The sequence below is a fragment of the Streptomyces cadmiisoli genome, assembly GCF_003261055.1.
GTDB classification, from domain to species: domain Bacteria; phylum Actinomycetota; class Actinomycetes; order Streptomycetales; family Streptomycetaceae; genus Streptomyces; species Streptomyces cadmiisoli.
The window spans coordinates 7668283-7694379 of the sequence record NZ_CP030073.1 but is presented as its reverse complement, the minus strand read 5'-3'; the positions used below and the strand labels follow the sequence as shown (position 1 = coordinate 7694379).

General features: G+C 71.1%; 19 protein-coding genes. 9 read left to right on the top strand and 10 right to left on the bottom strand.

The features are described from left to right. Positions 1-39: 39 nt before the first annotated feature. The 5 genes from DN051_RS33910 to DN051_RS33890 all read right to left on the bottom strand — a co-directional run bounded on the left by DN051_RS33910 (position 40) and on the right by DN051_RS33890 (position 5393). Positions 40-570 carry an SRPBCC family protein gene (locus tag DN051_RS33910; RefSeq protein ID WP_112440480.1) on the bottom strand — a complete coding sequence of 177 codons (531 nt, stop codon included), beginning with the start codon at positions 568-570 and terminating at the stop codon, positions 40-42. A gap of 7 nt (positions 571-577) precedes the next feature. Continuing rightward, entirely contained in the window at positions 578-1228 is a 651-nt protein-coding gene (locus tag DN051_RS33905; RefSeq protein WP_053761734.1) for an isochorismatase family protein, read from the bottom strand. A 9-nt stretch (positions 1229-1237) separates the two neighbouring features. After that, positions 1238-2041 carry a 2,3-dihydro-2,3-dihydroxybenzoate dehydrogenase gene (locus DN051_RS33900; RefSeq protein ID WP_246040692.1) on the bottom strand — a complete coding sequence of 268 codons (804 nt, stop codon included), beginning with the start codon at positions 2039-2041 and terminating at the stop codon, positions 1238-1240. A gap of 181 nt (positions 2042-2222) precedes the next feature. Next, complete coding sequence (locus DN051_RS33895; protein ID WP_112440478.1) at positions 2223-4205, bottom strand: anthranilate synthase family protein; 1983 nt, start codon at positions 4203-4205, stop codon at positions 2223-2225. Positions 4206-4298: 93 nt separating this feature from the next. Next, on the bottom strand, positions 4299-5393 hold the full coding sequence (locus tag DN051_RS33890; protein WP_246040691.1) for a ParB/RepB/Spo0J family partition protein: 1095 nt from the start codon (positions 5391-5393) through the stop codon (positions 4299-4301). 577 nt (positions 5394-5970) lie between these two features. Between DN051_RS33890 and DN051_RS33885 the strand changes: the two genes are divergently transcribed. The 3 genes from DN051_RS33885 to ppk2 all read left to right on the top strand — a co-directional run bounded on the left by DN051_RS33885 (position 5971) and on the right by ppk2 (position 10367). Next, a complete protein-coding gene (locus DN051_RS33885; RefSeq protein ID WP_112440476.1) occupies positions 5971-7956 on the top strand; it encodes an FAD/NAD(P)-binding protein in 1986 nt (661 codons plus the stop codon). Then, positions 7953-9380 carry a nitrosuccinate lyase gene (locus DN051_RS33880; protein ID WP_112440474.1) on the top strand — a complete coding sequence of 476 codons (1428 nt, stop codon included), beginning with the start codon at positions 7953-7955 and terminating at the stop codon, positions 9378-9380. The genes DN051_RS33885 and DN051_RS33880 overlap by 4 nt, the downstream gene beginning before the upstream one ends. 174 nt (positions 9381-9554) lie before the next feature. After that, positions 9555-10367, top strand: coding sequence for a polyphosphate kinase 2 (ppk2, locus tag DN051_RS33875; protein ID WP_053761729.1), 813 nt, complete (start codon positions 9555-9557; stop codon positions 10365-10367). Positions 10368-10451: 84 nt separating this feature from the next. Here ppk2 and DN051_RS33870 read toward each other — a convergent pair whose 3' ends face one another. The 4 genes from DN051_RS33870 to DN051_RS33855 form a co-directional block, all read right to left on the bottom strand. Further along, complete coding sequence (locus tag DN051_RS33870; protein WP_112440472.1) at positions 10452-12845, bottom strand: ATP-binding cassette domain-containing protein; 2394 nt, start codon at positions 12843-12845, stop codon at positions 10452-10454. Between the two features lie 367 nt (positions 12846-13212). Further along, positions 13213-13623 carry a VOC family protein gene (locus tag DN051_RS33865; protein ID WP_053761896.1) on the bottom strand — a complete coding sequence of 137 codons (411 nt, stop codon included), beginning with the start codon at positions 13621-13623 and terminating at the stop codon, positions 13213-13215. Positions 13624-13633: 10 nt separating this feature from the next. Then, on the bottom strand, positions 13634-14077 hold the full coding sequence (locus tag DN051_RS33860) for a helix-turn-helix transcriptional regulator (protein WP_112440470.1): 444 nt from the start codon (positions 14075-14077) through the stop codon (positions 13634-13636). Between the two features lie 207 nt (positions 14078-14284). Continuing rightward, positions 14285-14968 (bottom strand): TetR/AcrR family transcriptional regulator, encoded by a 684-nt coding sequence (locus DN051_RS33855; RefSeq protein WP_053761726.1) that lies wholly within the window; start codon positions 14966-14968, stop codon positions 14285-14287. Positions 14969-15158: 190 nt separating this feature from the next. Here DN051_RS33855 and DN051_RS33850 point away from each other — a divergent pair, with 190 nt between their 5' ends. After that, entirely contained in the window at positions 15159-16733 is a 1575-nt protein-coding gene (locus tag DN051_RS33850) for an acyl-CoA carboxylase subunit beta (RefSeq protein ID WP_246040690.1), read from the top strand. 129 nt (positions 16734-16862) lie between these two features. Next, positions 16863-18635 carry an acetyl/propionyl/methylcrotonyl-CoA carboxylase subunit alpha gene (locus tag DN051_RS33845; protein WP_112442598.1) on the top strand — a complete coding sequence of 591 codons (1773 nt, stop codon included), beginning with the start codon at positions 16863-16865 and terminating at the stop codon, positions 18633-18635. A gap of 118 nt (positions 18636-18753) precedes the next feature. On the opposite strand, the gene DN051_RS33840 is transcribed toward DN051_RS33845, so the two are convergent. Then, entirely contained in the window at positions 18754-21117 is a 2364-nt protein-coding gene (locus tag DN051_RS33840; protein ID WP_246040689.1) for a SpoIIE family protein phosphatase, read from the bottom strand. A gap of 98 nt (positions 21118-21215) precedes the next feature. On the opposite strand from DN051_RS33840, the gene DN051_RS33835 reads away from it, so the two are divergent. The 4 genes from DN051_RS33835 to DN051_RS33820 all read left to right on the top strand — a co-directional run bounded on the left by DN051_RS33835 (position 21216) and on the right by DN051_RS33820 (position 26086). Next, complete coding sequence (locus tag DN051_RS33835) at positions 21216-21680, top strand: MarR family winged helix-turn-helix transcriptional regulator (protein WP_053757471.1); 465 nt, start codon at positions 21216-21218, stop codon at positions 21678-21680. A gap of 67 nt (positions 21681-21747) precedes the next feature. Beyond that, a complete protein-coding gene (locus DN051_RS33830) occupies positions 21748-23469 on the top strand; it encodes an MFS transporter (RefSeq protein ID WP_053757472.1) in 1722 nt (573 codons plus the stop codon). A 196-nt stretch (positions 23470-23665) separates the two neighbouring features. Then, positions 23666-24349 carry a GntR family transcriptional regulator gene (locus DN051_RS33825; RefSeq protein WP_246040688.1) on the top strand — a complete coding sequence of 228 codons (684 nt, stop codon included), beginning with the start codon at positions 23666-23668 and terminating at the stop codon, positions 24347-24349. A gap of 351 nt (positions 24350-24700) precedes the next feature. Then, positions 24701-26086: an MFS transporter gene (locus DN051_RS33820; protein ID WP_112440462.1), complete on the top strand. Its 1386-nt coding sequence runs from the start codon at positions 24701-24703 to the stop codon at positions 26084-26086. Positions 26087-26097 lie beyond the last annotated feature (11 nt).

The window sequence follows — 26097 nt, the reverse complement described above, 5'->3', positions numbered from 1 at the left end:
GTGCGTCCGCGCGCCGCCCTGTGTATGCGTTCTCTGCCGTCAGGAGTCGGATTCCAGCTGTGCTTTGATACGGGCGAGGGAGTGCCGCATGTCGCCGTGGAGTTTCTCAGCCCATTCGACGATGAATTTCTGTGCTGCACCGTCGTCCAGGTCGGCGAGGATTCCTCGCATTCCTTCGGTCAGTTCACCCATCCAGAAGGTGTGGGTCAGCGTACTTCCCTCGTCCGCCGGCGTGACCGTGAACGACCATACGCTCTCCTGCGGTCGGCCGCCGCTGTCGCGCATGGCCCAGCTGAACACCTCGGGCGGCGTCGACCGCACGATCTCGCATTCGGTGGTCCATTCGCCCCGCACGACGGGTGCCCAAGCAACCACCTCCGCTTTTCGGTGGTTGACGGCGGTGAAAACGGAACCGACGGCGGCCGGTTCTCCCTCGGTCCACTCACCGCCCTGGCATTCGGGACTCCATTCGCCGCTTCTGGTCAGGTCGCTGACATAGCCGAACACGGTCACCGGATCGGCGGCGACGGCGATCGAGGCGTCGACACGGAAGGTCTCCGTGGAACTCATGGATGTATCACCCCTTGAACGGGACGGTCAGATGGTCGAGCACCTGCGCGGTGGTGAGGACGGCGGCGCAGCACTGGGCGGCGTAGTCGAGTGCGGAGCCATGGTGTTCCGCGGTGAAATCGGCGACCGCGTCCGCCACGAGGAACGGCTCGATGTCGAGACTGAAGGCGTCGACCGCGGTCATCAGACAGCCCACGTGGGCGTACACACCACCGATGATCAGCTGATCCCGTCCCGAATTCCGGATGACGTCCCTGAGTTCGGACCGGACGAATGCGCTGTAGCGCCATTTGGTGAGCACCAGATCGCCGTCGGCCGGCCGCAGTTCCTCGACGATCGCGGTGTCGTGCGCCCGAGCCGACATGCCGGGACCCCAGAAGTCGTGCAGCAGGCCCCGCTGTTCGCGGTCCATGTCGCCGGGCTGGGCCGAGTAGACCACCGGCATCCCGAGCGCCACCGCGCGTTCCCGCAGGGCACGGGTGTTGGCCAGCAGCTCACCGTACGGGGCGCTGTCCGTGTCGTAGGCCGCGAGGAAGTAGGCCTGCATGTCGTGCAGGAACAGGACGCAGCGGTCCGGGTCGGGCAGCCAGTCGACGCGGTTCTTCGGCAGTTCGGAGGCGGTGGGCATCGGATAGGGGGCGATGGGGGGTATGCCCATGGTGTCTCCTCACACTCCCAGAATGGCGCCGCCGTCGACGCACAGGTCCTGCATGGTGATGTGCCGGGCCCGGTCGGAGGCGAGGAAGAGCACGGCGTCCGCGATGTCCTGGGGCTCGGCTATGCGGCGCAGCGGAATTCCGGTCCGGTAAGCGGCCGGAGAACCGTCGATCGTCACTTGCCGGTCGTTCTCCGCCGACCAGAGGGAGCGCAGCATGTCGGTCTCCGTCGAGCCGGGCGATACGACGTTGCACCGGATTCCGTGTTCGGCGAGTTCCAGCCCGAGGGACTTGGTGTAGAGGGTGGCCGCGGCTTTGGAGGCACCGTATGCCCCCATCTGCATGCGGGGAATCCGGGCCGCGTTGGAGGAGATCGTCACAATGGTTCCCGCGCGGCGTTCCCGCATGCGTGCGGCGACGGCCCGGGAACAGTGGAAGACCCCGTCGAGATTGACCGAGAACACGGCCCGCCAGTCGACGTCGGACATTCCCAGCATGGATCCCGAGCGGATCACTCCGGCGGCGTTCACCAGCAGGTCGACGGCGCCGAGTTCGTTCTCCGTGCGGTCGACGATCTCTTCGACCAGCACGCTGTCGGTGACATCGGCCGGGAATGCGACGGCTTTCAGGCCGTCCTCGGCGAGTTCCTCCACCAGACCGGTCAATCGCCGCGGATCCTTGTCCACGGCCGCCACCGTCGTTCCCCGCTCGGCGAGGGCCCGGACCACCGCGCTTCCTATCCCGCCGGCCGCGCCGGTCACCAGGGCTACCCGGCAACCGAATTCCTTGTCCTCGATCACGTTCTCACCTTCCACTGAAGAAGGGTGGCCGCCGGAGATCGGCGAATGACAGCGGCGGGGGTGCCACCGAGTCTACGGATTCCCACGCCTGAATCCAGGCGCCGGTATTCCGCACGACCCGAACGGAATTCAGGCATGCGGCGCCGAGACCGTACGACGCCGCTCTCCCGATCAGCGGTTTCGGCCCCGGCCGCGGTCAGCGGTCGGCCGCGCCACCGCCCGGCAGCGCCGGGCCCCGCAGCGCCCAGCCCAGCAGACCGGACAGCAGGTCGGTGCCGTGTTCGGTCAGCACCGACTCCACATGGAACTGGGTGGCGGCGAACCGCGGTCCGCGCAGCGCGTGCACCTCACCGGTCGCGGGGTCACGGCACAGCTCCACGGGTCCGCCGGCCGACGGCGAACGCAGCAGGTCCTGGTGGTGGCCGGCCGCGTAGGAGTTGTAGAAGCCGACCTGCTCCGGGTGCCCGAACAGGTCGATCCGGCGTCGGGTGCCCTGGTTGGGCCGCTCGCGGCGGTGCAGCGGCAGCCCGAGCAGGGCGCACAGCACCTGATGGCTGAGGCATTCCCCGACGAAGGGGATGTCGTCGGCCAGCAGACGGGTGATCAGGTCGGCGATCCTGCGGACCTTGGGGTCGTCGGCCGCCCGGGGGTCGCCCGGGCCGGGGCCCAGCAGGACGCAGTCGTACGCGCCGAGGTCGCCGGGGCGCACCGAGTGCCAGGAGCGGACGACGGCGTCCAGGCCGAGGGCCCGGGCCTGGTGGCCGAGCATGCCGGTGAACATGTCCTCCGCGTCCACGATGAGCACCCGTCCCGCGTCCGCCGGTGCGCGGGTCGCTGCGTGGTCCTCGTCCTCCTTGCCGAGCCAGAAGGCGGACAGTCCCGTGTTGCGGCGTTCGAGCGCGGCGGACACCTCCGGGGTGTGCGACAAGCGCGGTTCACCTGCCGCCGGGCCGGGCGGCGGGACGTGTCCCGGGTGCCGCTCCAGGCCGGTGGCGGACAGCAGCGCGTCCACCTTGGCCCAGGTCTCGGCGACCTCGGCGGCGGGCTCGGAGTCCCGTACCAGGGTGGCGCCCACATCGATCCGCACGGTGCCCTCCGGGCGGATCTCGGCGGTGCGGATCAGGATCGCGGAGTCCAGGGTGGCCCGGCCGGCCGGGTCCCGGCCGAGCAGGGCCAGGGCGCCGCCGTAGTACCCGCGGCCGGTCTGCTCGTGCCGGGCGATCACCCTGCACGCGTTCTCCAGGGGGCTGCCGGTGACGGTGGGCGCGAACATGGTCTCGCGCAGCACCTCGCGGACGTCCAGCGAACTGGGCCCCTCCAGCAGGTACTCGGTGTGTGCCAGCCTCGCCATCTCCCGCAGGTAGGGGCCGTGTGCGCGGGCCCCGCCCTCACAGACGCGGGCGAGCATCTTCAGCTCCTCGTCCACGACCATGAACAGTTCGTCGGTCTCCTTCTGGTCGCCGAGGAACTCCATGACGCCCGTCAGGTCCGGGCCGGTGGGCGGGTAGCGGTAGGTGCCGCTGATGGGGTTCATCCGCGCGGTGCCGTCGGCCACCCGGACGTGCAGTTCCGGCGAGGCGCCGACGAAGGTGCGGTCGCCGGTGTGCACCACGAACGTCCAGTAGGCGCCCGGTTCCATGGCGAGCAGCCGCCGGAAGACGGTCAGGGCGGCCTCGGGCCGGTAGTCGCGCAGGGTCGCCCGGAAGGACCGCCGGATGACGAAGTTGGATCCCTCGCCGGACCGGATCTCCTCGTCGATGATCTGCTGGACGACCTTCTCGTAGTCGTCGTCACCGATGTCGAACGCGCCGTCGCACAGGTCGACCTCGGTGTCCGGCAGCAGCTTCGCCGCATCCTCGGCGGACAGCGCGGCATGCCGGTCCACGGTCAGCGCGAGGATCGGTTCCCCGTCGTCGTTGCACGCGTAACCGCGTTCGGTGACCTGCCGGAAGGGGATGACCGCCAGGACGCCGGCCGGTCCCCGTCCCCCGTGCCCGGGGGACGGCAGGTCGGCCAGCGACCCGACTTCGGACACCGGTCCGGTCAGCACCTCCACCTGGGACGGGCCCTCCCCCGCTCTGCGCAGCAGGGCGAACGGGGGTGGGTCGGGCGTCAGCAGGGATTCGAGGAGGTCCTGGGCGTCCGGCTCACGGGAGCCCCTCACGATGCTGATCGTCATTCCTGCCTTCCCTGGGCGCCGAGACGTTGACCGCACGAGGCGATGGACACGGGCGAGTGGCACGGGGCGAGCGGGTGTCGGACGGTCGCGGCGTCAGCCCGACGCCTGATCGCGGGTGCGCTGCTCCAGTTCCGTCACGAAGCCCTGCCACGCCCGGCTGCACTCACGAGCGGCGATGGCGATGCACTCCACCCGGTGCAGCGGGACGTTGTCGCTGATCCGGGTCCACTCTTGCGGCCCCACCGTGCAGGCGTCCAGCAGACGCAGCAAGGTGCGGCCGGACTCGGAGAACCGCAGGGAGGGGTCCTTGCGCAGGCTGTTGACCAGTTCGGCGAGGTCGGGGCCCTGGTGGGGGCCGGGGTCGATCCGGGACACCTGCCGCGGTTCCGGCGGCGCCCCGCTCACCGTGTCGCCCGGGAGCGTGTCGGCGGGGGCCGGGTCGGGCCGTGCGGGTCCGGCGAGCGCCTCGCCGCGCCGCATCCGGTCCCGGACGTCGCGCACGGTCGCCGGGCTGACCCCCGCCTCCCGGGCGACGGCGCGCAGCGAGACGCCGGGACGCTCGGTGAGGATGCGGCCGGCCAGGACGCGCCCCTCCGCGGCGTCGACCGGGCGTTCCCGGCCGTCGCGCCCGAGCCGGGTGGGCGACTGGGGAATTTCCCCACTTGCCCGGCGCCGGATCGCGCCGACGGTCTTGTGGGAAAGGCCGGTGATCGAGGCGATCCGCCGGTCGGACCACTCCGGGTGGGTGTTGATGATACGTTCGGCGGCGGCATTCCTGTCGGAACGCGGCAGCGGAAGACCGTGGGAGACATTCGCCTTTACCGCGAGTACAAACGCTTCGTCGTCATCGCAATCGCAGAAGATCGCCTTGATTTTGCTCTGACCGCGGAGTTCCGCGGCGTGCACCCGATGCATACCGTCGATGACATGCATCGTCCTGCGGTTCACGAGAATGGGCGGGAGTTCGGCATCCGAATCGGCCAGGAGACGTACATGCTCCCGGTCCGCACCCGAAATCCGGGGAGAATCGAAATGCGTTAATTCGCCGAGCGACACTAATTCAATGCGTTGTTGTCCGAGGATTTCTTCGGTGAGTACTTCGGTGAGTTCTCCGGTGTCAGCCAGCAGCTGACCTTTCATGAGCGTGTCCCCCTGTTGATTCGTGGCTCCATGCGAAGACAGCGACAAAAGGAGGCGTACTACCCGTACGGGGCCGGACTCCGACGGGCCGGCCCGACCACACCGACGCGCAGGTGAATGAACTTCGGACTCAAGGCCACCCCCGTGGACTTCCGCCTGACCCTCTACCTCGCGAAATGCCGACCCGCACGAATACGGCACACGACTTCCGGAGCTTCCCGCGCCCGCCCGGCCGGCGCCGTCCGTCAAAGTCCACATTTCGCATCGTGGTGAACATCAGTTCCAAGGCATTTGGAACCTATCAGCCGCCGGACACGCCACGCAACCGAAACGTTATGAACGCATTGCATTGCCCGGAACCGCAGGCGCCCTGCGAGGTCGCCGCACCCAACCGGTACTGCCCCATCGCTGTCAAGACCTCACCCGAGGATATGTCAGGACTCTTCTGCGACCGGTGGCGCCCACCGAATACCCGCGAAATGTGAAATGCTTGTTCGCCACACCTGAGAAGGTGTTGAACAGCTTGCGGAACATTGAATTCCGCCACCGTCGCGTTCATCCGTCCCGCCCCCTCGGCGTCCGGGACGGCACCCGCCCGGTCCCGGAACAAGGATGGAGAATCCGCATGAACGGCGACATGGAGGTCTGCATTGTCGGTGCGGGCCCGCGTGGATTGTCGGTGCTGGAGCGACTGTGTGCGAACGAGCGGGCGGCACCGTCGTCGCCGGCCGTTCTCGTGCATCTCGTCGACCCCTGGCCGCCGGGCGCCGGACAGGTGTGGCGGACGGACCAGTCCCGCCATCTGCTGATGAACACGGTGGCCTCGCAGGTGACCGTCTACTCCGACGAGAGCACCCGCATCGCCGGTCCCGTCGAGCCAGGCCCCGGCCTGTACGAGTGGGCGAAGCAACTGGCGCTGCTGGGACCGCTCGACGACCGCGAGGGCTACGGCGAGGAGACACTGGCGGAGGCGAGGACGCTCGGCCCGGACTCCTACCCGACCCGCGCCTTCTACGGCCACTACCTCAACGACTGCTTCCGCCGCATCGTCGCGGGCGCGCCGGAACACGTCAGCGTACGGGTGCACACCTCACGAGCGGTGGCGATGGCCGACACCCACGGGATTCCCGGTGGGCCTCAGGGTGTTCGACTGGCGAACGGTACGCGGTTGAACGAGCTGGACGCCATCGTGCTGGCGCAGGGACATGTGCCGAGCGGGCTCACTCCGCGGCAGGAGCGTACCGCGACACTCGCGCGGATTCACTACCTGACGTACGTCACCCCCGCCAATCCGGCGGACGTCGACCTGCGCGGCATCGGTCCGGGCGAACCGGTCCTCCTGCGCGGGCTGGGACTCAACTTCTGCGACTACATGGCGCTGTTGACGCTGGGGCGCGGCGGTTCCTTCCACCGGAAGGACGGCCGGCTGGCGTACCGGCCGTCCGGGCGGGAGCCCGCGCTCTACGCCAGCTCGCGGCGCGGCGTGCCCTACCACGCGCGGGGCGAGAACCAGAAGGGACCGTTCGGCCGGTACCGGCCCCGGCTGCTGACCGCCGAGCACGCGGCCGAGTTGCGGGCCCGCGACGGGGACGAGCGGCGGGTGCACTTCGGCACCGACCTGTGGCCGCTGGTCTGCCGCGAGGTGGAGAGCGTCTACTACGCCGCGCTCCTGCACGCACACGGCCGGGGCGCGGAGTGCGACGCGTTCACCGAGCGCTTCCTGGCCGTACCCGGGGACGGCGACACGTCGGCCGTGCTCGACGAGTTCCGCTTCTCCGCCGCGGACCGCTGGGACTGGGAGCGCATCGCCCAGCCGTGCCGCGGACAGCGGTTCGCGGACCGGACGGAGTTCCGCCGCTGGCTGCTGGACCACCTGCGCGACGATCTCGCCGCGGCGCGGGCCGGGAACGTGCAAGGGCCCCTGAAGGCGGCCCTCGACGTCCTGCGGGACCTGCGCAACGAGATCCGGCTGGCCGTGGACCACGCGGGCCTGGAGGGCGATTCGCACCGCGACGACCTGGAGGGGTGGTACACCCCGCTGAACGCGTATCTGTCCATCGGTCCGCCCGCCTCACGGGTCGAGGAGATGATCGCGCTGATCGAGGCGGGGCTGCTGGAGCTGACCGGGCCGGGAACGGAGATCCGCTTCGACACCGCGAACCCGTCGTTCGTGGCGGAGTCGGCCGTCGTACCGGGGCCGCCGGTCAGGAGCCGGGTGCTGATCGAGGCCCGTCTCCCCGAGCCCGACCTGCGCCGTACCCACGACCCGCTGCTGCGGCACCTGCTGGCCACGGAGCAGATAGGGCCGTACCTGGTCCGCAGCAGCCGTGGTGCCGCCTACGAGACCGGCGGTCTGGCCGTGACCGAGCGGCCCTATCACCTGCTGGACGCGCGCGGCCGTCCCCATCCGCGGCGGTTCGCGTTCGGTGTGCCGACCGAGGGGGTGCACTGGGTGACCGCGGCGGGCGTGCGGCCGGGCGTGGACTCGGTGACGATCAGCGACTCGGACGCCATCGCGCGGGCGGTGACGGGGCTGCGGCCGGTGGCCCATGTGCCGCCCTCGGTACGGCGGACCACCACGGACACCGACCTCACGGGAGTGATCGTATGAGCGTGCTGAACGGCGGGTCCGCGGGCCCGCTGCGGGACACCGGTCTGCTCTCACCGGTACGGGCCGGCACGCCCGCGGAGGCGGCGGTGTCCGACGAGGCCTGGCTCCAGGCCATGCTGGACGCCGAAGCGGCGCTGACGCGGGCGCAGGCGGGGCTCGGGCTGGTACCGCCGGAGGCCGCGCGGACGATCACCCGGCTGGCCCGCGGCGAGCTGCTGGACCCGCGGGCCGTCGCCCTGACGGCCCGGGAGACGGCCAACCCGGTGGTCGGCCTGGTGCAGGCGCTGAGCAGGCTGGTGGAGAAGGAGGACCCGGCCGCGGCGGAGTACGTGCACCGGGGTTCGACCAGCCAGGACGTACTGGACACCGGGACGATGCTGGTGGCCGCCCGGACCCTGCGCATCATCCGCTCCGATCTGGCGCGGGCGGCGGCCGCACTGGCCGGGCTGGCCCGGGACCACCGTGACACCCTGATGGCGGGCCGGACGCTGACGCTGCACGCGGTACCGACCACCTTCGGGCTGAAGGCCGCGGGCTGGCGCCAGTTGCTCCAGGACGCCGACGCCCGGCTGGGGCAGGTGCTGGACGGACTCCCGGTGTCGCTCGGCGGCGCGGCCGGGACACTGGCCGGCTACCTGGAGTACGCCAGGATCGACGGCCGCGCCGGAACGGACACGCACGTCGACGCCGCCCGCCATGTGGCCGTGCTGACGGAGGCGTTCGCCGCGGAGACCGGGCTCTCGGCCGGCCCGGCGCTGCCGTGGCACGCGTTGCGCAGCCCGGTCGCGGACCTCGCGGCGGCACTCGCCTTCACCGCCGGCGCCCTGGGGAAGATGGCGGTGGACGTGCAGTCGCTGGCCCGGACGGAGGTCGGCGAGGTCGCCGAACCCACCGTCGCCGGCCGCGGCGCCTCCTCGGCCATGCCACAGAAGCGGAATCCGGTGCTGGCGACGCTGATGCGCAGTGCCGCGCTCCAGGTGCCGGTGCTGGCGGCGGGCCTGACGCAGTGCCTGGTCGCGGAGGACGAGAGGTCCGCCGGCGCGTGGCATGCGGAGTGGCTGCTGCTGCGGGAGTGCCTGCGGCTGACCGGCGGCGCCGCGCACACCGCCGTGGAACTCGCCGCGGGCCTCCAGGTGCGACCGGAGCGGATGCGGCGCAACGTGGCCCTCACCGGCAGCGCGCTGGTCTCGGAGCGGCTGGCCGCCGTACTGGCGCCGCGGCTCGGCAAGGCGGCCGCGAAGCGACTCCTGACCTCGGCCACGGAACTGGCCGCCGGGTCGGATCGCCCGCTGCCAAAGGTGCTGGCGGAGCTGCCGGAGCTGACCGGCGCGTTCGATCCGGACGAGCTGGCGCGCCTGTGCGATCCGGCGCACTACACGGGTGCGGCCGGCGCGCTGGTGGACCGCGCGTTGAGCCGGCCGTAGCCCGCTGACGACGCGCCCGGGGCCGTGCGCGGCCCGTCCGGCGCGCGGCGCACCCCGCCCGGGGCGTCGGCGCCGGGCGGAGCATGCCGTGCGCGACTCCCCCGTCCCCGTTAGCGTGCTGTCCCGGGTGTTCGGACCCGCGCGTGCGGGCGCGCTGTGGAGCGGGGAGGCGGCATGACCGAGGAGGGCAAGGCGCGGAGGCTGCCCCGGAGGACGTACGAGAAGGAGTTGCTGCGCCTCCAGACGGAACTGGTCAAGCTCCAGGAGTGGGTACGGGCGGAGGGCGCCCGGCTGGTCGTCGTCTTCGAGGGGCGGGACGCGGCCGGCAAGGGCGGCACCATCAAGCGGGTCACCGAGCACCTCAACCCCCGTGTCGCCCGGATCGCCGCGCTGCCCACACCGACCGAGCGCGAACGCACCCAGTGGTACTTCCAGCGCTACGTCGAGCAGCTGCCGGCGGGCGGGGAGATCGTGCTGTTCGACCGGTCCTGGTACAACCGGGCCGGTGTCGAGCACGTGATGGGCTTCTGCACGCATGAGGAGTACCGGCTCTTCCTGCGCCAGTGCCCGATCTTCGAACGGATGCTGGTGGAGGACGGGATCCTGCTGCGCAAGTACTGGTTCTCGGTCAGCGACGACGAGCAGCTCGACCGGTTCCGGCGCCGGCTGGACGACCCGCTGCGGCGCTGGAAGCTGTCGCCGATGGACCTGGAGTCGGTCACCCGCTGGGAGGCGTATTCGCGGGCCAAGGACGAGATGTTCGTCCATACCGACATCACCGAGGCGCCCTGGTTCGTCGTGGAGAGCGACGACAAGCGGCGGGCCCGGGTGAACATGATCGCCCACCTGCTGGACTCGGTGCCCTACCGCCGGCCCGAGGAGGCGCCGTCGATCCTCGCGCTGCCGCCGCGCCCGCCCTCCACCGGCTACCAGCGCCCGCCGCGGGACCTGCAGACCTACGTCCCCGACCACGCCGCCGGTCTGTGAGCGGCCCCGTGCGCCGGAGCCCCGGGCCGACGTCCGAGCCGCTCCCCGGTGCCGGGCAGCGGCTCGGACGCGGGCGGGCCCCGGTCAGGCTCCGACGTAGGCCGCGAGGTGCTCCCCGGTGAGGGTCGAACGGTCGGCGACCAGGTCGGCGGGCGTGCCCTCGAAGACGATCCTGCCGCCGTCGTGGCCGGCGCCCGGGCCGAGGTCGATGATCCAGTCGGCGTGGGCCATGACGGCCTGGTGGTGCTCGATGACGATCACCGACTTGCCGGATTCGACGAGCCGGTCGAGCAGGCCGAGCAGCTGCTCGACGTCGGCGAGGTGGAGGCCCGTGGTCGGCTCGTCCAGGACGTAGACACCGCCCTTCTCCGCCATGTGCGTGGCCAGCTTGAGGCGCTGCCGCTCACCGCCGGACAGCGTGGTCAGCGGCTGGCCGAGGCTCAGGTAGCCGAGGCCGACGTCCATGAGCCGTTCCAGGATCTTGTGCGCGGCCGGGGTGCGCGCCTCGCCGTCGGCGAAGAACTCCTCGGCCTCGGTCACCGACATCGCGAGCACCTCGCTGATGTCGCGTCCGCCGAGGTGGTAGTCCAGCACCGAGGCCTGGAACCGCTTGCCCTCGCAGTCCTCGCAGGTGGTGGCGACGCCGGCCATCATCGCCAGGTCGGTGTAGATCACACCGGCGCCGTTGCACGTCGGGCATGCGCCCTCGGAGTTGGCGCTGAACAGGGCCGGCTTCACCCCGTTGGCCTTGGCGAAGGCCTTGCGGATCGGGTCGAGCAGTCCGGTGTAGGTCGCCGGGTTGCTGCGCCGCGAGCCGCGGATCGGGCTCTGGTCGACCGACACGACGCCCTCTTCGGCGGGGACGGAGCCGTGCACCAGCGAGCTCTTGCCGGAGCCCGCGACGCCGGTGATCACGCAGAGCACCCCGAGCGGGATGTCGACGTCGACGCCCTGGAGGTTGTTCGCGGTCGCGCCGCGGATCTCCAGCGCGCCGGTGGGCTTGCGCACCGACTCCTTGACGGTGGCCCGGTCGTCGAGATGGCGGCCGGTGACGGTGTCGCTGGCCCGCAGACCGTCGACGGTGCCCTCGAAGCAGACGGTGCCGCCCGCCGTGCCGGCACCGGGGCCGAGGTCCACGACGTGGTCGGCGATCGCGATGGCCTCCGGCTTGTGCTCCACGACCAGCACCGTGTTGCCCTTGTCGCGCAGCCGCAGCAGCAGGTCGTTCATCCGCTGGATGTCGTGCGGGTGCAGACCGATGGTCGGCTCGTCGAAGACGTAGGTGACATCGGTGAGCGAGGAGCCGAGGTGGCGGATCATCTTCACGCGCTGGGCCTCGCCGCCGGAGAGGGTGCCGGCCGACCGGTCGAGCGAGAGGTAGCCGAGGCCGATCTCGGTGAACGAGTCGAGGGTGCCCTGGAGCGCGGTGAGCAGCGGCGTCACCGACGGCTCGTGGACCCCGCGGACCCACTCGGCCAGGTCGCGGATCTCCATCCCGCACGCGTCGGCGATGCTGATCCCGGCGATCTTCGACGAGCGGGCGCCCTCGCTGAGCCGGGTGCCGTCGCACTCGGGGCAGGTGGTGAAGGTCACGGCCCGCTCCACGAACGCCCGGATGTGCGGCTGCATCGCCTCCTTGTCCTTGGACAGGAACGACTTCTGGATCTTGGGGATCAGCCCTTCGTAGGTGAGGTTGACGCCGTTGACCTTCACCTTGGTCGGCTCACGGTAGAGGAAGTCGTGCATCTCCTTCTTGGTGAACCGGCGGATCGGCTTGTTCGGGTCGAGGAAGCCCGACTCGGCGTAGATCCCCACCGTCCACACGTTGTCCGACTTCCAGCCGGGGATGGTGAACGCGCCCTCGGCGATCGACTTGGAGTCGTCGTAGAGCTGGGTGAGGTCGATGTCGGAGACCTTGCCGCGGCCTTCGCAGCGGGTGCACATGCCGCCGGTGCGGGTGAAGGTCGCCTTCTCCGCCTTGGTCTTGGCACCGCGCTCCACGGTGATCGCGCCGCTCGCCCGGACCGTGGCCGTGTTGAAGGAGTACGCGCTGGGCGGGCCGATGTGCGGCTGCCCGAGCCGGCTGAACAGGATGCGCAGCATCGCGTTGGCGTCGGTGGCGGTACCGACGGTGGAACGGGGGTCGCCGCCCATCCGCTGCTGGTCGACGCTGATCGCCGTCGTCAGACCGTCGAGCACGTCGACCTCGGGCCGGGCCCGGTTCGGCATGAAGCCCTGCAGGAAGGCGCTGTAGGTCTCGTTGATCAGCCGCTGCGACTCGGCGGCGATCGTGTCGAACACCAGGGAGCTCTTGCCCGAGCCGGAGACGCCGGTGAACACCGTCAGCCGGCGCTTCGGGATCTCGATGCTGACGTCCTTGAGGTTGTTCTCGCGCGCGCCGTGCACACGGATCAGGTCGTGGCTGTCGGCAGCGTGCGGCGCAGGCGGCTGCGGCTCCGGCGTCGTGGCCATGCTCATCGTGTCTCCATCTGTTGCGCGGGGCCGCCTGCACGGCCTTCCTCGGCGTCGCCCCGGCTCGTCGCGAGCGGCGTCACGCGGTGGGGCTGGTCTGTCTTCGTCGGCGCCGTCACGGCGACGGTCCGCCGTCCGCCTGATCTGCGGGGCCGCGCGGCGCTCACGGCCGCGGCGTCGGACCGGTCGGCGACCGTGGCGCATACTAGCCCGCGGTCGGGCAAGCTTGTTCGTCTCCCGGCGAACCCCGCTGCGACGCGGGACGCCGTGGGTGCCGTGCACGCGGCGGCCACCGGTCCGCAGGCACCGGTACCGGGCGGGTCCGGTCGGTGGCGCGCGCAGCGGGCGGTCCGCGCCGCGCTCGCCGAAGTGCTCAGCGCGGCTGCTGGACGCGGATCAGGTTCCCGGCCGGATCACGCACGGCGAAGTCGCGCACACCGTAGGGCTGATCGGTCGGCTCCTGGACGACCTCGGCGTCGCCGGCCTGAAGCCGCTCGAAGGCGCCGTCCAGGTCGGCGGTGGCCAGGACGATCCCGGCGTAGGTGCCCTTGGCCATCATCTCGGTGATGACGCGGCGCTCGTCGTCGGTGACGCCGGGGTCGGCACTGGGCGGGGTCAGCACGATCGATGTGCCGGGCTGGCCGGACGGGCCGACGGTGATCCAGCGCATCCCGTCGTATCCGACGTCGTTGCGGACCTCGAAGCCGAGGGCGTCGCGGTAGAAGGCCAGGGCGGCCTCGGGGTCGTCGTGGGGGAGGAAGCTCGCGTGGATGGTGAGGTTCATGGCCGTCACGCTAGGGGCGGCCCGGCAGCGGCGCTTCTCGATTCCTGACCGGTCTGGTGACCTGCTTCGCCACACAGGACGGCAGGCCCTGCGTCGCCTGTGCCGCCTGCTGCCGATAGGTGCTGGGCGGCATGCCGACGAGTTCGGTGAAGCGCGTGCTGAAGGTGCCCAGCGACGAGCAGCCGACCTCGAAGCAGACCTCGGTGACGCTGAGGTCACCCCGGCGCAGCAGGGCCATGGCCCGCTCGATGCGCCGGGTCATGAGGTAGGCGTACGGCGACTCGCCGTAGGCGAGCCGGAACTGGCGGCTGAGGTGCCCGGCCGACATGTTCACCCCGCGGGCGAGCGCCTCGACGTCCAGCGGCTGCGTGTACTCGCGGTCGATCCGGTCGCGCACGCGGCGCAGCCGCGCCAGGTCGCGCAGATTCCGGGCCGGGGAGGTTCTGCTGGTCACCCGTGAAATCGTGCCACAGCGCGCGGGCGGACGGTCGGGTACCGGCACGGGGATCATCGGTCGGGTACGGCCGGCACGTCGGGCGGGTCCTCGCGCGGTGCGGAACCGGTTGCCCGGGTGGCGTTGTCCTGGGCGGCTCCCGCGCCTCCCGCGCCTCCCGCGCCTCCCACGGCTTCCCGGCACGGCGGTCCGCGGCCGGGCAGCCGCTCAGCGCCCGGAGCCGCCCTCCACCAGACGCCGCAGGGAGGGCAGCAGCGCGTCGAGGTCCTGCCCCGTCCGGAAGGCGACCACGGTGGTGCCGTCGCCCGTGCTCTGCTGGGCGGAGGGGGCCGGGAACAGCGCGAGCACCTCGCTCATCGCCTCGTCGACCTCCGTCACCGGGTCCGAGGACTCGCCCCGCAGCCACCGGCGCAGCACATGGTTGTGGGCGGCGACGACGGACGCCGACATCAGCTCGGCCCGCAGGGACGCCGACTGCGTGGGATCGCCCATCCACTCCGCGATGAACTCGCGGAACAGCCGCTGGTAGCGCGCCCCGCTCGCGATCTCGCGATCCCGCAGGGCCGCCACCTTGCTGGTCAGGGCGTAGCGCCGGCGCGCCAGGTCGCCCTCTTCGAGGTAGTGCAGGAGCACCAGGCGAACCGCGTCCGACACCGCGACCAGGGCGGTGCTGTTGCTGGAGGTCGCCAGCCGGTCCCTGATCAGTTCCAGCAGCCGGTCGTGGTCGGGGAAGATGACCGCTTCCTTGGACCGGTAGTGCCGGAAGAACGTGGTACGCCCCACACCGGCCCGTTCGGCGATGTCGTCGACGGTGGTCTGCTCGTATCCGCGCTCGTCGAAGAGGGCGAAGGCGGCGTCCGCCAGTCGGATCCGCGCGGGTGTCTTGCTCATGACCGCTCATCCTCTCCCGTCCCGGCCACCCGGAAACACTTGCTCCTTACAACGGTACTGAGTACCGTAAGCCAGAGATTCAGTACCAGAGCAGGTCCGTGCGGATTCCGCGGCACGGAGCGGGTCCGGACCACGATCCGGCGCTCCACGGCGGGCGGCTCCCACGGACCGCATCCGGGTGGAGCGACGAGTGACCGAGATCGACATTCGTACGACCGCGGGCAAGCTCGCGGACCTTCAGCGCCGCATCCAGGAGGCGACGCACGCCGGTTCGGAACGCGCGGTCGACAAACAGCACGCCAAGGGCAAACTGACGGCCCGTGAGCGGATCGATCTCCTGATGGACGAGGGATCCTTCGTCGAACTCGACGAGTTCGCCCGGCACCGCTCCACCAACTTCGGCCTGGAACACAACCGCCCCTACGGCGACGGCGTCGTCACCGGCTACGGCACCGTCGACGGCCGCCCCGTCGCCGTCTTCTCCCAGGACTTCACCGTCTTCGGCGGCGCCCTCGGCGAGGTCTACGGCCAGAAGATCGTCAAAGTCATGGACTTCGCCCTCAAGACCGGCTGCCCCGTCATCGGCATCAACGACTCCGGCGGCGCCCGCATCCAGGAAGGCGTCGCCTCCCTCGGCGCCTACGGCGAGATCTTCCGCCGCAACACCCACGCCTCCGGCGTCATCCCCCAGATCAGCCTCGTCGTCGGACCCTGCGCCGGCGGAGCCGTCTACTCCCCCGCCATCACCGACTTCACCGTCATGGTCGACCAGACCTCCCACATGTTCATCACCGGCCCCGACGTCATCAAGACCGTCACCGGCGAAGACGTCGGCTTCGAAGAACTCGGCGGCGCCCGCACCCACAACACCACCTCCGGCGTCGCCCACCACATGGCCGGCGACGAGAAGGACGCCATCGAATACGTCAAACAGCTCCTGTCCTACCTGCCGTCCAACAACCTCACCGAACCCCCCGCCTTCCCCGAGGAAGCCGACCTCACCCCCACCGACGAGGACCACGCACTCGACACCCTCGTCCCCGACAGCGCCAACCAGCCCTACGACATGCACACGGTGATCGAACACATCCTGGACGACACCGAATTCTTCGAGACCCAGCCCCTGTTCGCCCCCAACATCCTCACCGGCTTCGGCCGCGTCGAAGGCCGCCCCGTCGGCATCGTCGCCAACCAGCCCATGCAGTTCGCCGGCTGCCTCGACATCACCGCCAGCGAAAAAGCCGCACGCTTCGTCCGCACCTGCGACGCCTTCAACGTCCCCGTCCTGACCTTCGTCGACGTCCCCGGCTTCCTGCCCGGCGTCGGCCAGGAACACGACGGCATCATCCGCCGCGGCGCCAAACTCATCTACGCCTACGCCGAAGCCACCGTCCCCCTGATCACCGTCATCACCCGCAAAGCCTTCGGCGGCGCCTACGACGTCATGGGCTCCAAACACCTCGGCGCCGACCTCAACCTCGCCTGGCCCACCGCCCAGATCGCCGTCATGGGCGCCCAGGGCGCCGTCAACATCCTCCACCGCCGCACCATCACCGACGCCGACGACCCCGACACCACCCGCACCCGCCTCATCACCGAATACGAAGACACCCTCCTCAACCCCTACATCGCCGCCGAACGCGGCTACGTCGACGCCGTCATCATGCCCTCCGACACCCGCCGCCACATCGTCCGCGGCCTACGCCAACTCCGCACCAAACGCGCCACCCTGCCCCCGAAGAAACACGGCAACATCCCCCTGTGACCCCGGAGCCACCCATCACCGGAGCCCGGCCCCCGTTCCCGCGCACCCGCACCGCGAAGATCCGATCGGAGAGACCATGAACACCGTCCGCGAGGCGGCCCTGCTTCCTGACGCCGGGGAGTCGGCATGCTGACCAAGGTGCTCATCGCCAATCGTGGCGAAATCGCTGTCCGCGTGGCCCGGGCGTGCCGGGATGCCGGCATCGCGAGCGTGGCCGTCTACGCCGACCCGGACCGGGACGCTCTGCATGTCCGCGCCGCGGATGAGGCGTTCGCTCTGGGCGGTGACACCCCGGCGAGCAGCTACCTCGATTTCGAGAAGGTGTTGCGGGCGGCGCGGGAGTCGGGTGCGGACGCGGTCCATCCGGGGTACGGCTTCTTGTCGGAGAACGCGGAGTTCGCGCAGGCGGTGCTGGACGCAGGGCTGGTGTGGATCGGTCCGCCGCCGCAGGCGATCCGGGATCTGGGGGACAAGGTCGCCGCCCGGCACATCGCGCAGCGGGCCGGGGCGCCGCTGGTGGCGGGGACGCCGGATCCGGTCTCGGGTGCGCCCGAGGTGGTGGCGTTCGCCGAGGAGCACGGTCTGCCGATCGCGATCAAGGCGGCGTTCGGTGGTGGCGGGCGCGGTCTGAAGGTGGCCCGCACGCTGGAGGAAGTGCCGGAGCTGTACGAGTCGGCGGTACGTGAGGCGGTGGCCGCGTTCGGCCGGGGCGAGTGCTTCGTCGAGCGGTACCTCGACAAGCCCCGGCACGTGGAGACCCAGTGCCTGGCCGACCGCCACGGCAACGTCGTGGTGGTCTCCACGCGTGACTGCTCGCTGCAGCGCCGCCACCAGAAACTGGTCGAGGAAGCCCCCGCGCCGTTCCTGTCGCCGGCGCAGGTCCAGGAGCTGTACCGGGCCTCGAAGGCGATCCTGAAGGAGGCCGGCTACGTCGGTGCCGGCACCGTGGAGTTCCTCGTCGGCACCGACGGCACCATCTCCTTCCTCGAGGTCAACACCCGCCTCCAGGTCGAGCACCCGGTCACCGAGGAAGTCGCCGGGATCGACCTGGTCCGTGAGATGTTCCGGATCGCCGACGGCGAGGAACTCGGCTACGACGACCCGCCGCTGCGCGGACACTCCTTCGAGTTCCGCATCAACGGCGAGGACCCCGGCCGCAACTTCCTGCCCGCCCCCGGCACCGTCACCGCCTTCACCCCGCCCACCGGCCCCGGAGTCCGCCTGGACGCAGGAGTCGAGTCCGGCAGCGTGATCGGCCCGGCCTGGGACTCCCTGCTCGCCAAACTGATCGTGACCGGCCGCACCCGCGCCGAAGCACTCCAGCGCGCCTCCCGGGCGCTCGCGGAGTTCCAGGTCGAGGGCATGGCCACCGCGATCCCCTTCCACCGCGCCGTGGTCACCGATCCCGCCTTCGCTCCCGAGCTGTCCGGATCGGACGATCCCTTCACGGTCCACACCCGCTGGATCGAGACCGAGTTCGTCAACGACATCAAGCCCTTCGCGTCGCCGGCCGACACCGACACCGACGAGGAAGCCGGCCGTGAGACCGTCGTCGTCGAGGTCGGCGGCAAGCGCCTGGAAGTCTCCCTGCCCGTCTCGCTGGGCATGTCCCTGGCCCGGACCGGCCTGGCCGCCGGCGCCAAACCCAAACGACGCGCCGCGAAGAAGTCCGGCCCCGCGGCCTCCGGCGACACCCTCGCCTCACCCATGCAGGGCACCATCGTCAAGGTCGCCGTCGAAGAAGGCCAGCAGGTCCAGGAAGGCGACCTCGTCGTCGTCCTGGAAGCCATGAAGATGGAACAGCCCCTCAACGCCCACAGGTCCGGCACCATCAAGGGCCTCACCGCCGACGTCGGCGCCTCCATCACCTCCGGCGCCCTCATCTGCGAGATCAAGGACTGACCCACTCCACACACCTCGGACAACGACCGAGGGCGAGGGCGGCCCGTGGCGCCCGGCGGCACTACCGCGCCGGGCCCGCGGGCCCGGCTCCCGGGTCCCGGGTCCCGGGTCCCGGGGTTCACAGGAACTCGGAGAAGTCGACCGCCGTGGGGACGAGCGGCTGCTCGGCCCAGATGGTCTTGCCCCCTCGGCGGTAACGGCTGCCCCAGCGCGTCGCGAGCTGGGCCACCAGGAACAGCCCGCGTCCGCCCTCGTCCGTCCAGCGGGCCCGACGCAGCCGGGGCTGGGTGCTGCTCGGATCACTGACCTCGCACACCAGCACGTCGCCGCGGATCAGCCGCAGGCCGACCGGTCCGCCCCCGTACCGGACCGCGTTGGTCACCAGTTCGCTGACGATCAACTCGGTGGTGAAGGCGGCCTCCTCCAGCCCCCATTCGGCGAGCTGCCGGGCGGCGGCCTGCCGGGCGGTCGCCACCACGGCCGGGTCCGCTTCGAACTCCCAGCCGGCGGTGGACTCCTCCGGGACGCCGCGCGTGCGGGCCAGGAGCAGGGCGATGTCGTCGCGGGGCGGCGCGTCACCGAGGTCGGCCAGCACCGCGCGGCCGGCCTCGCTCAGCGGCCGGCCGGCGCCGCACGAGGCCACGAGGCTCTCCGTCAGCCACCGCAGCCCGGCGGCGGCGTCACCGTCCCCGCGCTCGACCAGGCCGTCGGTGTAGAGGGCGAGGACGCTGCCCGGCTCCAGGTCGATGATCACGCTCTCGAACGGCATTCCGCCCATTCCCAGAGGAGGTCCCGGGGAGATGTCGATGACCTTGCTGGTGCCGTCGGGGCCGATGACCACGGGCGAGGTGTGTCCGGCGCTGGCGAGGGCGCAGCACCGCCGGACGGGGTTGTAGACGGCGTACAGACAGGTGGCCCCGGCCGGACTGTCCGGGCTCTCCCCGGTGAGCTGCCGTACGAGGTCGTCGAGGTGGGTGAGGAGTTCGGTGGGGTCGAGCTCCAGGTCGGCGAGTGTACGGACGGCGGTGCGCAGACGCCCCATCGTGGCGGTGGCGTACAGACCGTGCCCGGCCACCTCGCCGACGACCAGCGCGACCCGGAACGACGACAGCGGGATCACGTCGTACCAGTCGCCGCTGATGTCGGCTCCGCCGCCGGCCGGCAGGTACAGGCCCGCCGTCTCCGCGGCCAGGGTGTCCGAGGTGGGCGGGGGGAGCAGACGCTGCTGCAGCGCCAGGACCGAGCGGTGCTCGCGGGTGTAGCGGCGGACGTTGTCCACGCTGAGCGCGGCCCGGGAGGCGATCTCCGTGAGCAGGTCGGCGTCCTCCTGGTCGAACGGGTCGGTCTGGTCGGTGCGCCAGACCCCGATGGTGCCGAGGACCAGTCCGCGTGCGAACAGCGGCGCCCACATGCCGCACCATCCGTTCTCGGGAACGACGCGCCGGAACTCCTCCGGGTCGTCGAAGAAGGTGGCCACCTTGGCCGGGTCGAGGACGAGGGCCCGCCCGTGCTGGAGGTCGAGCAGTTCAGCGGTGGCCACCACCGGGGGGATCGGTTCTCCGGGTTGCAGCAGGTCGGCCGGCCAGTGGCCGTCCGCCGCGGCGACGGCGGCCCGGCACAGGTGGAGGTCCCCGCCGCCCGTGATGCGCGTGGGCTCGTCCCCCTCCAGCACGGCATCGGCGAGTTCGACGCAGGCGAGGTCCGCGAAGGCGGGGACGAGGACGTCCGCCAGGTCCTGGGCGGCACGCCTGGGGTCGAGGGAGCCGCCGATCCTGATGGCCGCCTGGCGCAGCAGGTCCAGCTCGAACCGGGCCCGCTGCTGCGCGAGGGCGTCGTTGAACAGCGCGACGACACCCTCGGGTACTCCGTCGGTGCTCTCCATCCGGAAGGCCGTCAGCGACACCGGCCGGTGTTCGGGACCGTCCGGCAACCGCACGCGCAGGTCCCTGCCGACGAGCGGTACTCCGGTGTCCAGCACGTGGCGCAGCGCGGCCTCGTCGGCTTCCGCGTCCTGCAGCGAGAGCAGGTCGGTGAGCCTGCTTCCCGGGGACGCGGCACAGGCGCCGGGTCCGTCGGGCGTGAGGTTGCTGCGTACGACCGTCAGTTCCTGGTCGTGGACACTGATCCCGATGTGGTCCTGGGCGAGCAGGGCGCGCAGGGCGTTGGCGCCGTGCTCCCAGTCGTCGGCGGGCCGGGCCGCCGCGACCAGCACGAGGGACTGGCCGGACGGTTGCAGATCCACCACCCGGAAGGCGACGTCGACCGGTTCTCCGGAGTCGTGGCGCAGCCGCGCCCGGCCGTGAGCCGGAAGGCTGCCGTCACCGTCCGCACCGAGGCGCCGCTCGGCGAACAGGTCCAGGAAGGGGCGCCCGCAGACCTCTTTCGCGGACAGCCCCAGCAGGTCGCAGGCCTCCTGCGACCAGCGCAGCACGTCCCCGTGCTCGTCGATCACGGCCGTCGCGATGCCGGCGAATGAGAACACATTTTTCACAGTACGTCGGCGACAGTCCCCCTGCCTTCTCCCGGCTGCCGCCCGGCCCGTCCGGCCGCGACCGCCGAATTGATTCATGATACACGTACATGCATAATGGGGTTATGCAAATGGACGCCGAGAACACGGCGGGGTCGGCGGAGGACCTGATCATCGCGGTGGAGCACATCGTCCGCTACGTGCGCCAGAACTCCCGGGCGGGAGAGCTGAGCACGGCGGCCTCCTCGGCCCTGGGCCGCCTCAGCCGTGAGGGCCCGCAGCGGCTGACGGATCTGGCCCGCGCCGAGGGTGTCTCCCAGCCGAACATGACCCAGCTCGTCACCCGGATGGAGCGCGCGGACCTGGTGCGCCGCGTCGCCGACGCCACGGACGGCCGGAGCGTGCTCGTGGAGGCCACCGAAACGGGCCTGGACGTCTTCCACCGGCGTCGCGCCGAGCGCGCCGATGCCCTCCAGCTGCTGGTCGCCGAGCTGACCGAGCCGGAGCAGCAGGCGGTGCGGACGGCGCTGCCCGCACTGGCCCGCGCCATCCAGGACCGCCGGACCCGCTCCTGACCGCCCTCAGCCCCCTCCCCCGTCAACCGCCGACGGACGACGGACGACGGAGAGAAGAGAAACGCACATGAGCGCAGCGCAAGGAAAGGCCGCCGGCCCGTTCCGGCAACCCAAGGCCGTATGGGCCGTGGCGTTCGCCTGTGTGATCTCGTTCATGGGCATCGGACTGGTCGACCCGATCCTGCCCGCGCTGGCCCAGAGCCTGCACGCGTCACCGAGCCAGGTGTCCCTGCTGTTCAGCAGCTATCTGATCGTCACCGCGGTCGCCATGCTGTTCGCCGGCTGGGTCTCCAGCCGTATCGGGGCCAAGCGCACGCTGGTCCTTGGCCTCACGATCATCGTCGTCTTCGCGGCCCTGGCCGGCTCGGCCGGCTCCGTCGACGGCATCGTCGGCTTCCGCGCCGGATGGGGCCTGGGCAACGCCCTGTTCATCGCCACCTCGCTGGCCGTCATCGTCGGGTCCGCCAGCGGCGGTTTCGGCGGCGCGATCATCCTCTACGAGACCGCGCTCGGGCTCGGCATAGCCGTGGGCCCCCTGCTCGGCGGCGAGTTGGGCGCCATCAGCTGGCGCGGGCCCTTCTTCGGCGTCTCCGTCCTCATGGCCGTCGCCCTGCTCGCGACCCTCTTCCTGGTGCCCTCGCTGCCCCGGCCGACGCGGCGCAGCTCGCCGATCGCCCCGCTCCGGGCGCTGCGCCACCGCGGCCTGCTGACCATGGGCATCATGGCCCTGCTGTACAACTGGGGCTTCTTCACGATGCTCGGCTACGCGCCGTACCCCATGGAGCTGGACGCCCATCGGCTCGGTCTGGTCTTCACCGGCTGGGGCCTGCTCGTGGCCGCCTTCAGCGTCTTCTTCGCCCCGCGCCTGCAAGCCCGTTTCGGCACCGCCCCCGTTCTGTACGCCAACCTGATCGGCCTCGGTGCCGTCATGGCCGTCATCGCGGCGGGTGTGGACACCCCGGCCGTGGTGATCGTGGCCGTGATCGTCAGCGGCGCCTTCATCGGCGTCAACAACACCCTCACCACCCAGGCCGTCATGCTCGTCTCGCCCGTCGAGCGCCCGGTGGCCTCCTCCGCCTACGGCTTCCTGCGCTTCATCGGCGGCGGCCTCGCCCCCTACGTGGCCGGCAAGCTCGCCGACGCCGCCGGACTGAGCGTCCCCTTCTACCTCGGCGCCGGCACCTTCCTCCTCGCCGTCCCGGTCCTGGCCCGCGGCCACCGTCTGCTCCGCCGGGCCGAACAACGCATCGGTGACAGCGAGCCGGTGGCGCCGTCGCTGACGCCCGTCGGCGTCCGGGCCGTCGCCGGCCCGCCTCCCGTCATCGTCGCCGTGGGCGCCCACGAAGGGGCCGCGGCCATCGTCGACGCCGCGGCGCTCCTGGCCGAGGACAGCGACAGCCCGCTGGAAGTCGTCCACGTCCGGCGGACCGCGGTGGTCGAGGAGCAGGCCGTGGACACCGAGACGGAGGAGCGGGCGCGCGCCGCGGTCACCGCCCACCTCGACCGGCTCGCCGCGCACGGGATCGCGGCCACCGGCCAGATCCTCACCAGCGTCGGGGACCACGCGGCGGCCGGCCGGGTCCTGGCCCGGCACGCCGCGGACGTCCGCGCCCGCACCGTCGCCATCGGGCGTTCACCGCGCGGCGCCGTCGTCCAGTTCGCCGACGGCAGCCTGACCACCGCGCTCACGCACGCGGCCGAGTGCACCGTGGTCCTCGTGGCCCCCGACAGCACCCCGAGGCGTCTGACCACGGCGTCCCTGGCGGAACTGCGCGACAGCGCCGCCTGATCGCCTCGAGCGGTGCGCGCGTCCGCGGGCCGTGTTTCGCACGCCTTGTGCCGCGGCCGGCATCTCCCACCCGACAACGGAGAACATGATGCGCGATATGCCCGCTCTCTGAGCACTCCAGGACCCATTCCCCCCCGCCGCTATATGATGTTCGGGTCTCTGGCGGGCCCGATGCGTGATGGCGGCGAGGTTGTCCATGGCTCGTGACCGCGACTCGAAGCGGCAGCAACTCTCCGAAGAAGTGGCCGACCACGTCCGCGAGTTGATCATCTCCGGCAAGGTCGCGCCCGGCGAGTTCCTGCGCATGGAGCCCATCGCCGAGGCCGTGGGGGTCAGCAACACACCCGTGCGCGAAGGGCTTCTCGCCCTCAGCGGCGAGGGCTTCGTCGAACTCGTCCCCCGCCGCGGCTTCGTGGTCACGCCCTTCACCGAGCAGGACCTCCGCGACCTGTTCTGGGTCCAGGCCCAACTCGGCGGCGAACTCGCCGCCCGCGCGGCCGAGAACATCACCCAGGGACAGCTCGACGCGCTTGAGACGATCGTCAAGCAGCACGACGAGGCCGTCGAGTCCGGTGACCGGGAGGGCATGGTCGAGTACGGCCACGCGTTCCACCGCCAGATCAACCTCGCCGCCGGCTCCCAGCGTCTCGCCCTGCTGCTGCGCTCCGTCGTCAAACACCTGCCCGACCGCTTCTACCTCAGCATCGAGGGCCGGGCCACCGCCGCCCGCGAGGAGCACCCCCTCATCCTCGAAGCCCTCCGCCGACGCAGCTCCCGTCTGGCCCGCTCCCTCATGGAGCAGCACATCCTCGACAGCGCCGACCACCTCGTCGCGACCCTCCGGGAGCGCGGCATGTGGCAGGACGCAGAAACCTCCTGAGAGGGCTGCGCGGCCCGCAGGGTCACCCCGGTCGGCCCGGGGGGGCCTTCACCGACGCCACGTCATGAGCAGGGCGTGAATTCGTGACGGGCTGCCGCCGCATCACATCGAGCCAGATCATGCACAATATATGATGTTGGATTCAGGCCAGCGCACCTGGTCGCGTCGGACCGGCCGCTCGCGCCGCCGAAAGGATCACGCCACAGCGGATCGCGCGGCGTAGACATGGCGCCGCCACGCACATGGACTCCCCGAAGTATGTAGTCCCACCACATGTCCGCTCCACCTGCGCCTTCCCTACGGTGTCCCAGCACCCAACCCGTCCCCACCGCACACGAGGAAGTGGCGCCCATGGCCTCCGCAGCATCCGCTCCACCGACACCCGCCAATCTCAAGCGCATCGTCGGCGCCAGCCTCGTCGGGACCACGATCGAGTGGTACGACTTCTTCCTCTACGGTTCCGCCGCCGCCCTCGTCTTCAACGAGTTGTTCTTCCCGAACAGCGACCCGCTCGTCGGCACCCTCCTGTCCTTCCTGACGTACGCGGTGGGCTTCGCCGCCAGGCCGCTCGGCGCCCTGGTCTTCGGGCACTACGGCGACCGGCTCGGGCGCAAGAAGCTGCTGGTGCTGAGCCTGTTGCTGATGGGCGGGGCGACCTTCGCGATCGGACTGCTGCCGACCCACGCCACGATCGGCACGGCCGCGCCGGTGCTGCTCACCGTGCTGCGCCTCGTGCAGGGATTCGCGCTGGGCGGCGAATGGGGCGGTGCCGTCCTGCTGGTGTCGGAGCACGGGGACGCGCGCCGACGCGGCTTCTGGGCCTCATGGCCGCAGACCGGCGCACCCGCGGGGCAGCTTCTCGCGACCGGTGTGCTGTCCCTGCTGACCGCCCTGCTGTCCGAGTCCGCCTTCCTCGACTGGGGCTGGCGGATACCGTTCCTGCTCTCCGGCGTCCTGGTGATCGTCGGACTGTGGATCCGGCTGTCCGTGGACGAGTCGCCCGTGTTCCGGCAGGCGCTGGCACAGGCCGAGGCACGCAGGACGGACGGCACCCAGGCCGCCGAGAAGACCCCGCTGGTCGCGGTGCTGCGCCACCACTGGCGTGACGTGCTGGTGGCGATGGGCGCCCGTATGGCCGAGAACATCAGCTACTACGTGATCACCGCGTTCATCCTCGTCTACGCCACCACCTCCGCCGGGGTCTCCAAGCAGACCGCGCTCAATTCGGTGCTCATCGCGTCGGCCGTGCACTTCGCGGTGATTCCGCTGTGGGGCGCCCTGTCGGACCGCATCGGCCGCCGTCCGGTGTATCTGATCGGCGCGGTCGGCGTCGGCCTGTGGATGTTCCCCTTCTTCTCCCTCATCGACTCCGGCGGCTACGCCAACCTGATCCTCGCCGTCACGGTGGGCCTGGTGATGCACGGCGCGATGTACGCGCCGCAGGCCGCCTTCTTCTCCGAGATGTTCGCGACCCGGATGCGCTACTCCGGTGCCTCCATCGGCGCCCAGTTCGCCTCGGTCGCGGCCGGCGCGCCCGCGCCGCTGATCGCCACCGCGCTGCTGTCCGAGTACGACAGCTCGACGCCGATCGCCCTGTACGTGATCGCCGCCGCGCTCCTGACGATCGTCGCCGTGGCGCTCGCCAAGGAGACCCGCAACCGGGACCTCGCCGACATCGGACCCTCCGACGCGGCGGCCACCCCCACCTCCCGGACGCGCGACGCGCACCGCGTCTGACCCGGCGAGGC

What these genes read in the sequence shown, in the direction of transcription:
- DN051_RS33870 (WP_112440472.1), bottom strand. Translation starts at nt 12,845, where the DNA reads ATGAGCATGGCCACGACGCCGGAGCCGCAGCCGCCTGCGCCGCACGCT.
- DN051_RS33880 (WP_112440474.1), top strand. Translation starts at nt 7,953, where the DNA reads ATGAGCGTGCTGAACGGCGGGTCCGCGGGCCCGCTGCGGGACACCGGT.
- DN051_RS33835 (WP_053757471.1), top strand. Translation starts at nt 21,216, where the DNA reads ATGCATAATGGGGTTATGCAAATGGACGCCGAGAACACGGCGGGGTCG.
- DN051_RS33895 (WP_112440478.1), bottom strand. Translation starts at nt 4,205, where the DNA reads ATGACGATCAGCATCGTGAGGGGCTCCCGTGAGCCGGACGCCCAGGAC.
- DN051_RS33830 (WP_053757472.1), top strand. Translation starts at nt 21,748, where the DNA reads ATGAGCGCAGCGCAAGGAAAGGCCGCCGGCCCGTTCCGGCAACCCAAG.
- DN051_RS33910 (WP_112440480.1), bottom strand. Translation starts at nt 570, where the DNA reads ATGAGTTCCACGGAGACCTTCCGTGTCGACGCCTCGATCGCCGTCGCC.
- ppk2 (WP_053761729.1), top strand. Translation starts at nt 9,555, where the DNA reads ATGACCGAGGAGGGCAAGGCGCGGAGGCTGCCCCGGAGGACGTACGAG.
- DN051_RS33855 (WP_053761726.1), bottom strand. Translation starts at nt 14,968, where the DNA reads ATGAGCAAGACACCCGCGCGGATCCGACTGGCGGACGCCGCCTTCGCC.
- DN051_RS33825 (WP_246040688.1), top strand. Translation starts at nt 23,666, where the DNA reads ATGGCTCGTGACCGCGACTCGAAGCGGCAGCAACTCTCCGAAGAAGTG.
- DN051_RS33885 (WP_112440476.1), top strand. Translation starts at nt 5,971, where the DNA reads ATGAACGGCGACATGGAGGTCTGCATTGTCGGTGCGGGCCCGCGTGGA.
- DN051_RS33865 (WP_053761896.1), bottom strand. Translation starts at nt 13,623, where the DNA reads ATGAACCTCACCATCCACGCGAGCTTCCTCCCCCACGACGACCCCGAG.
- DN051_RS33905 (WP_053761734.1), bottom strand. Translation starts at nt 1,228, where the DNA reads ATGGGCATACCCCCCATCGCCCCCTATCCGATGCCCACCGCCTCCGAA.
- DN051_RS33820 (WP_112440462.1), top strand. Translation starts at nt 24,701, where the DNA reads ATGGCCTCCGCAGCATCCGCTCCACCGACACCCGCCAATCTCAAGCGC.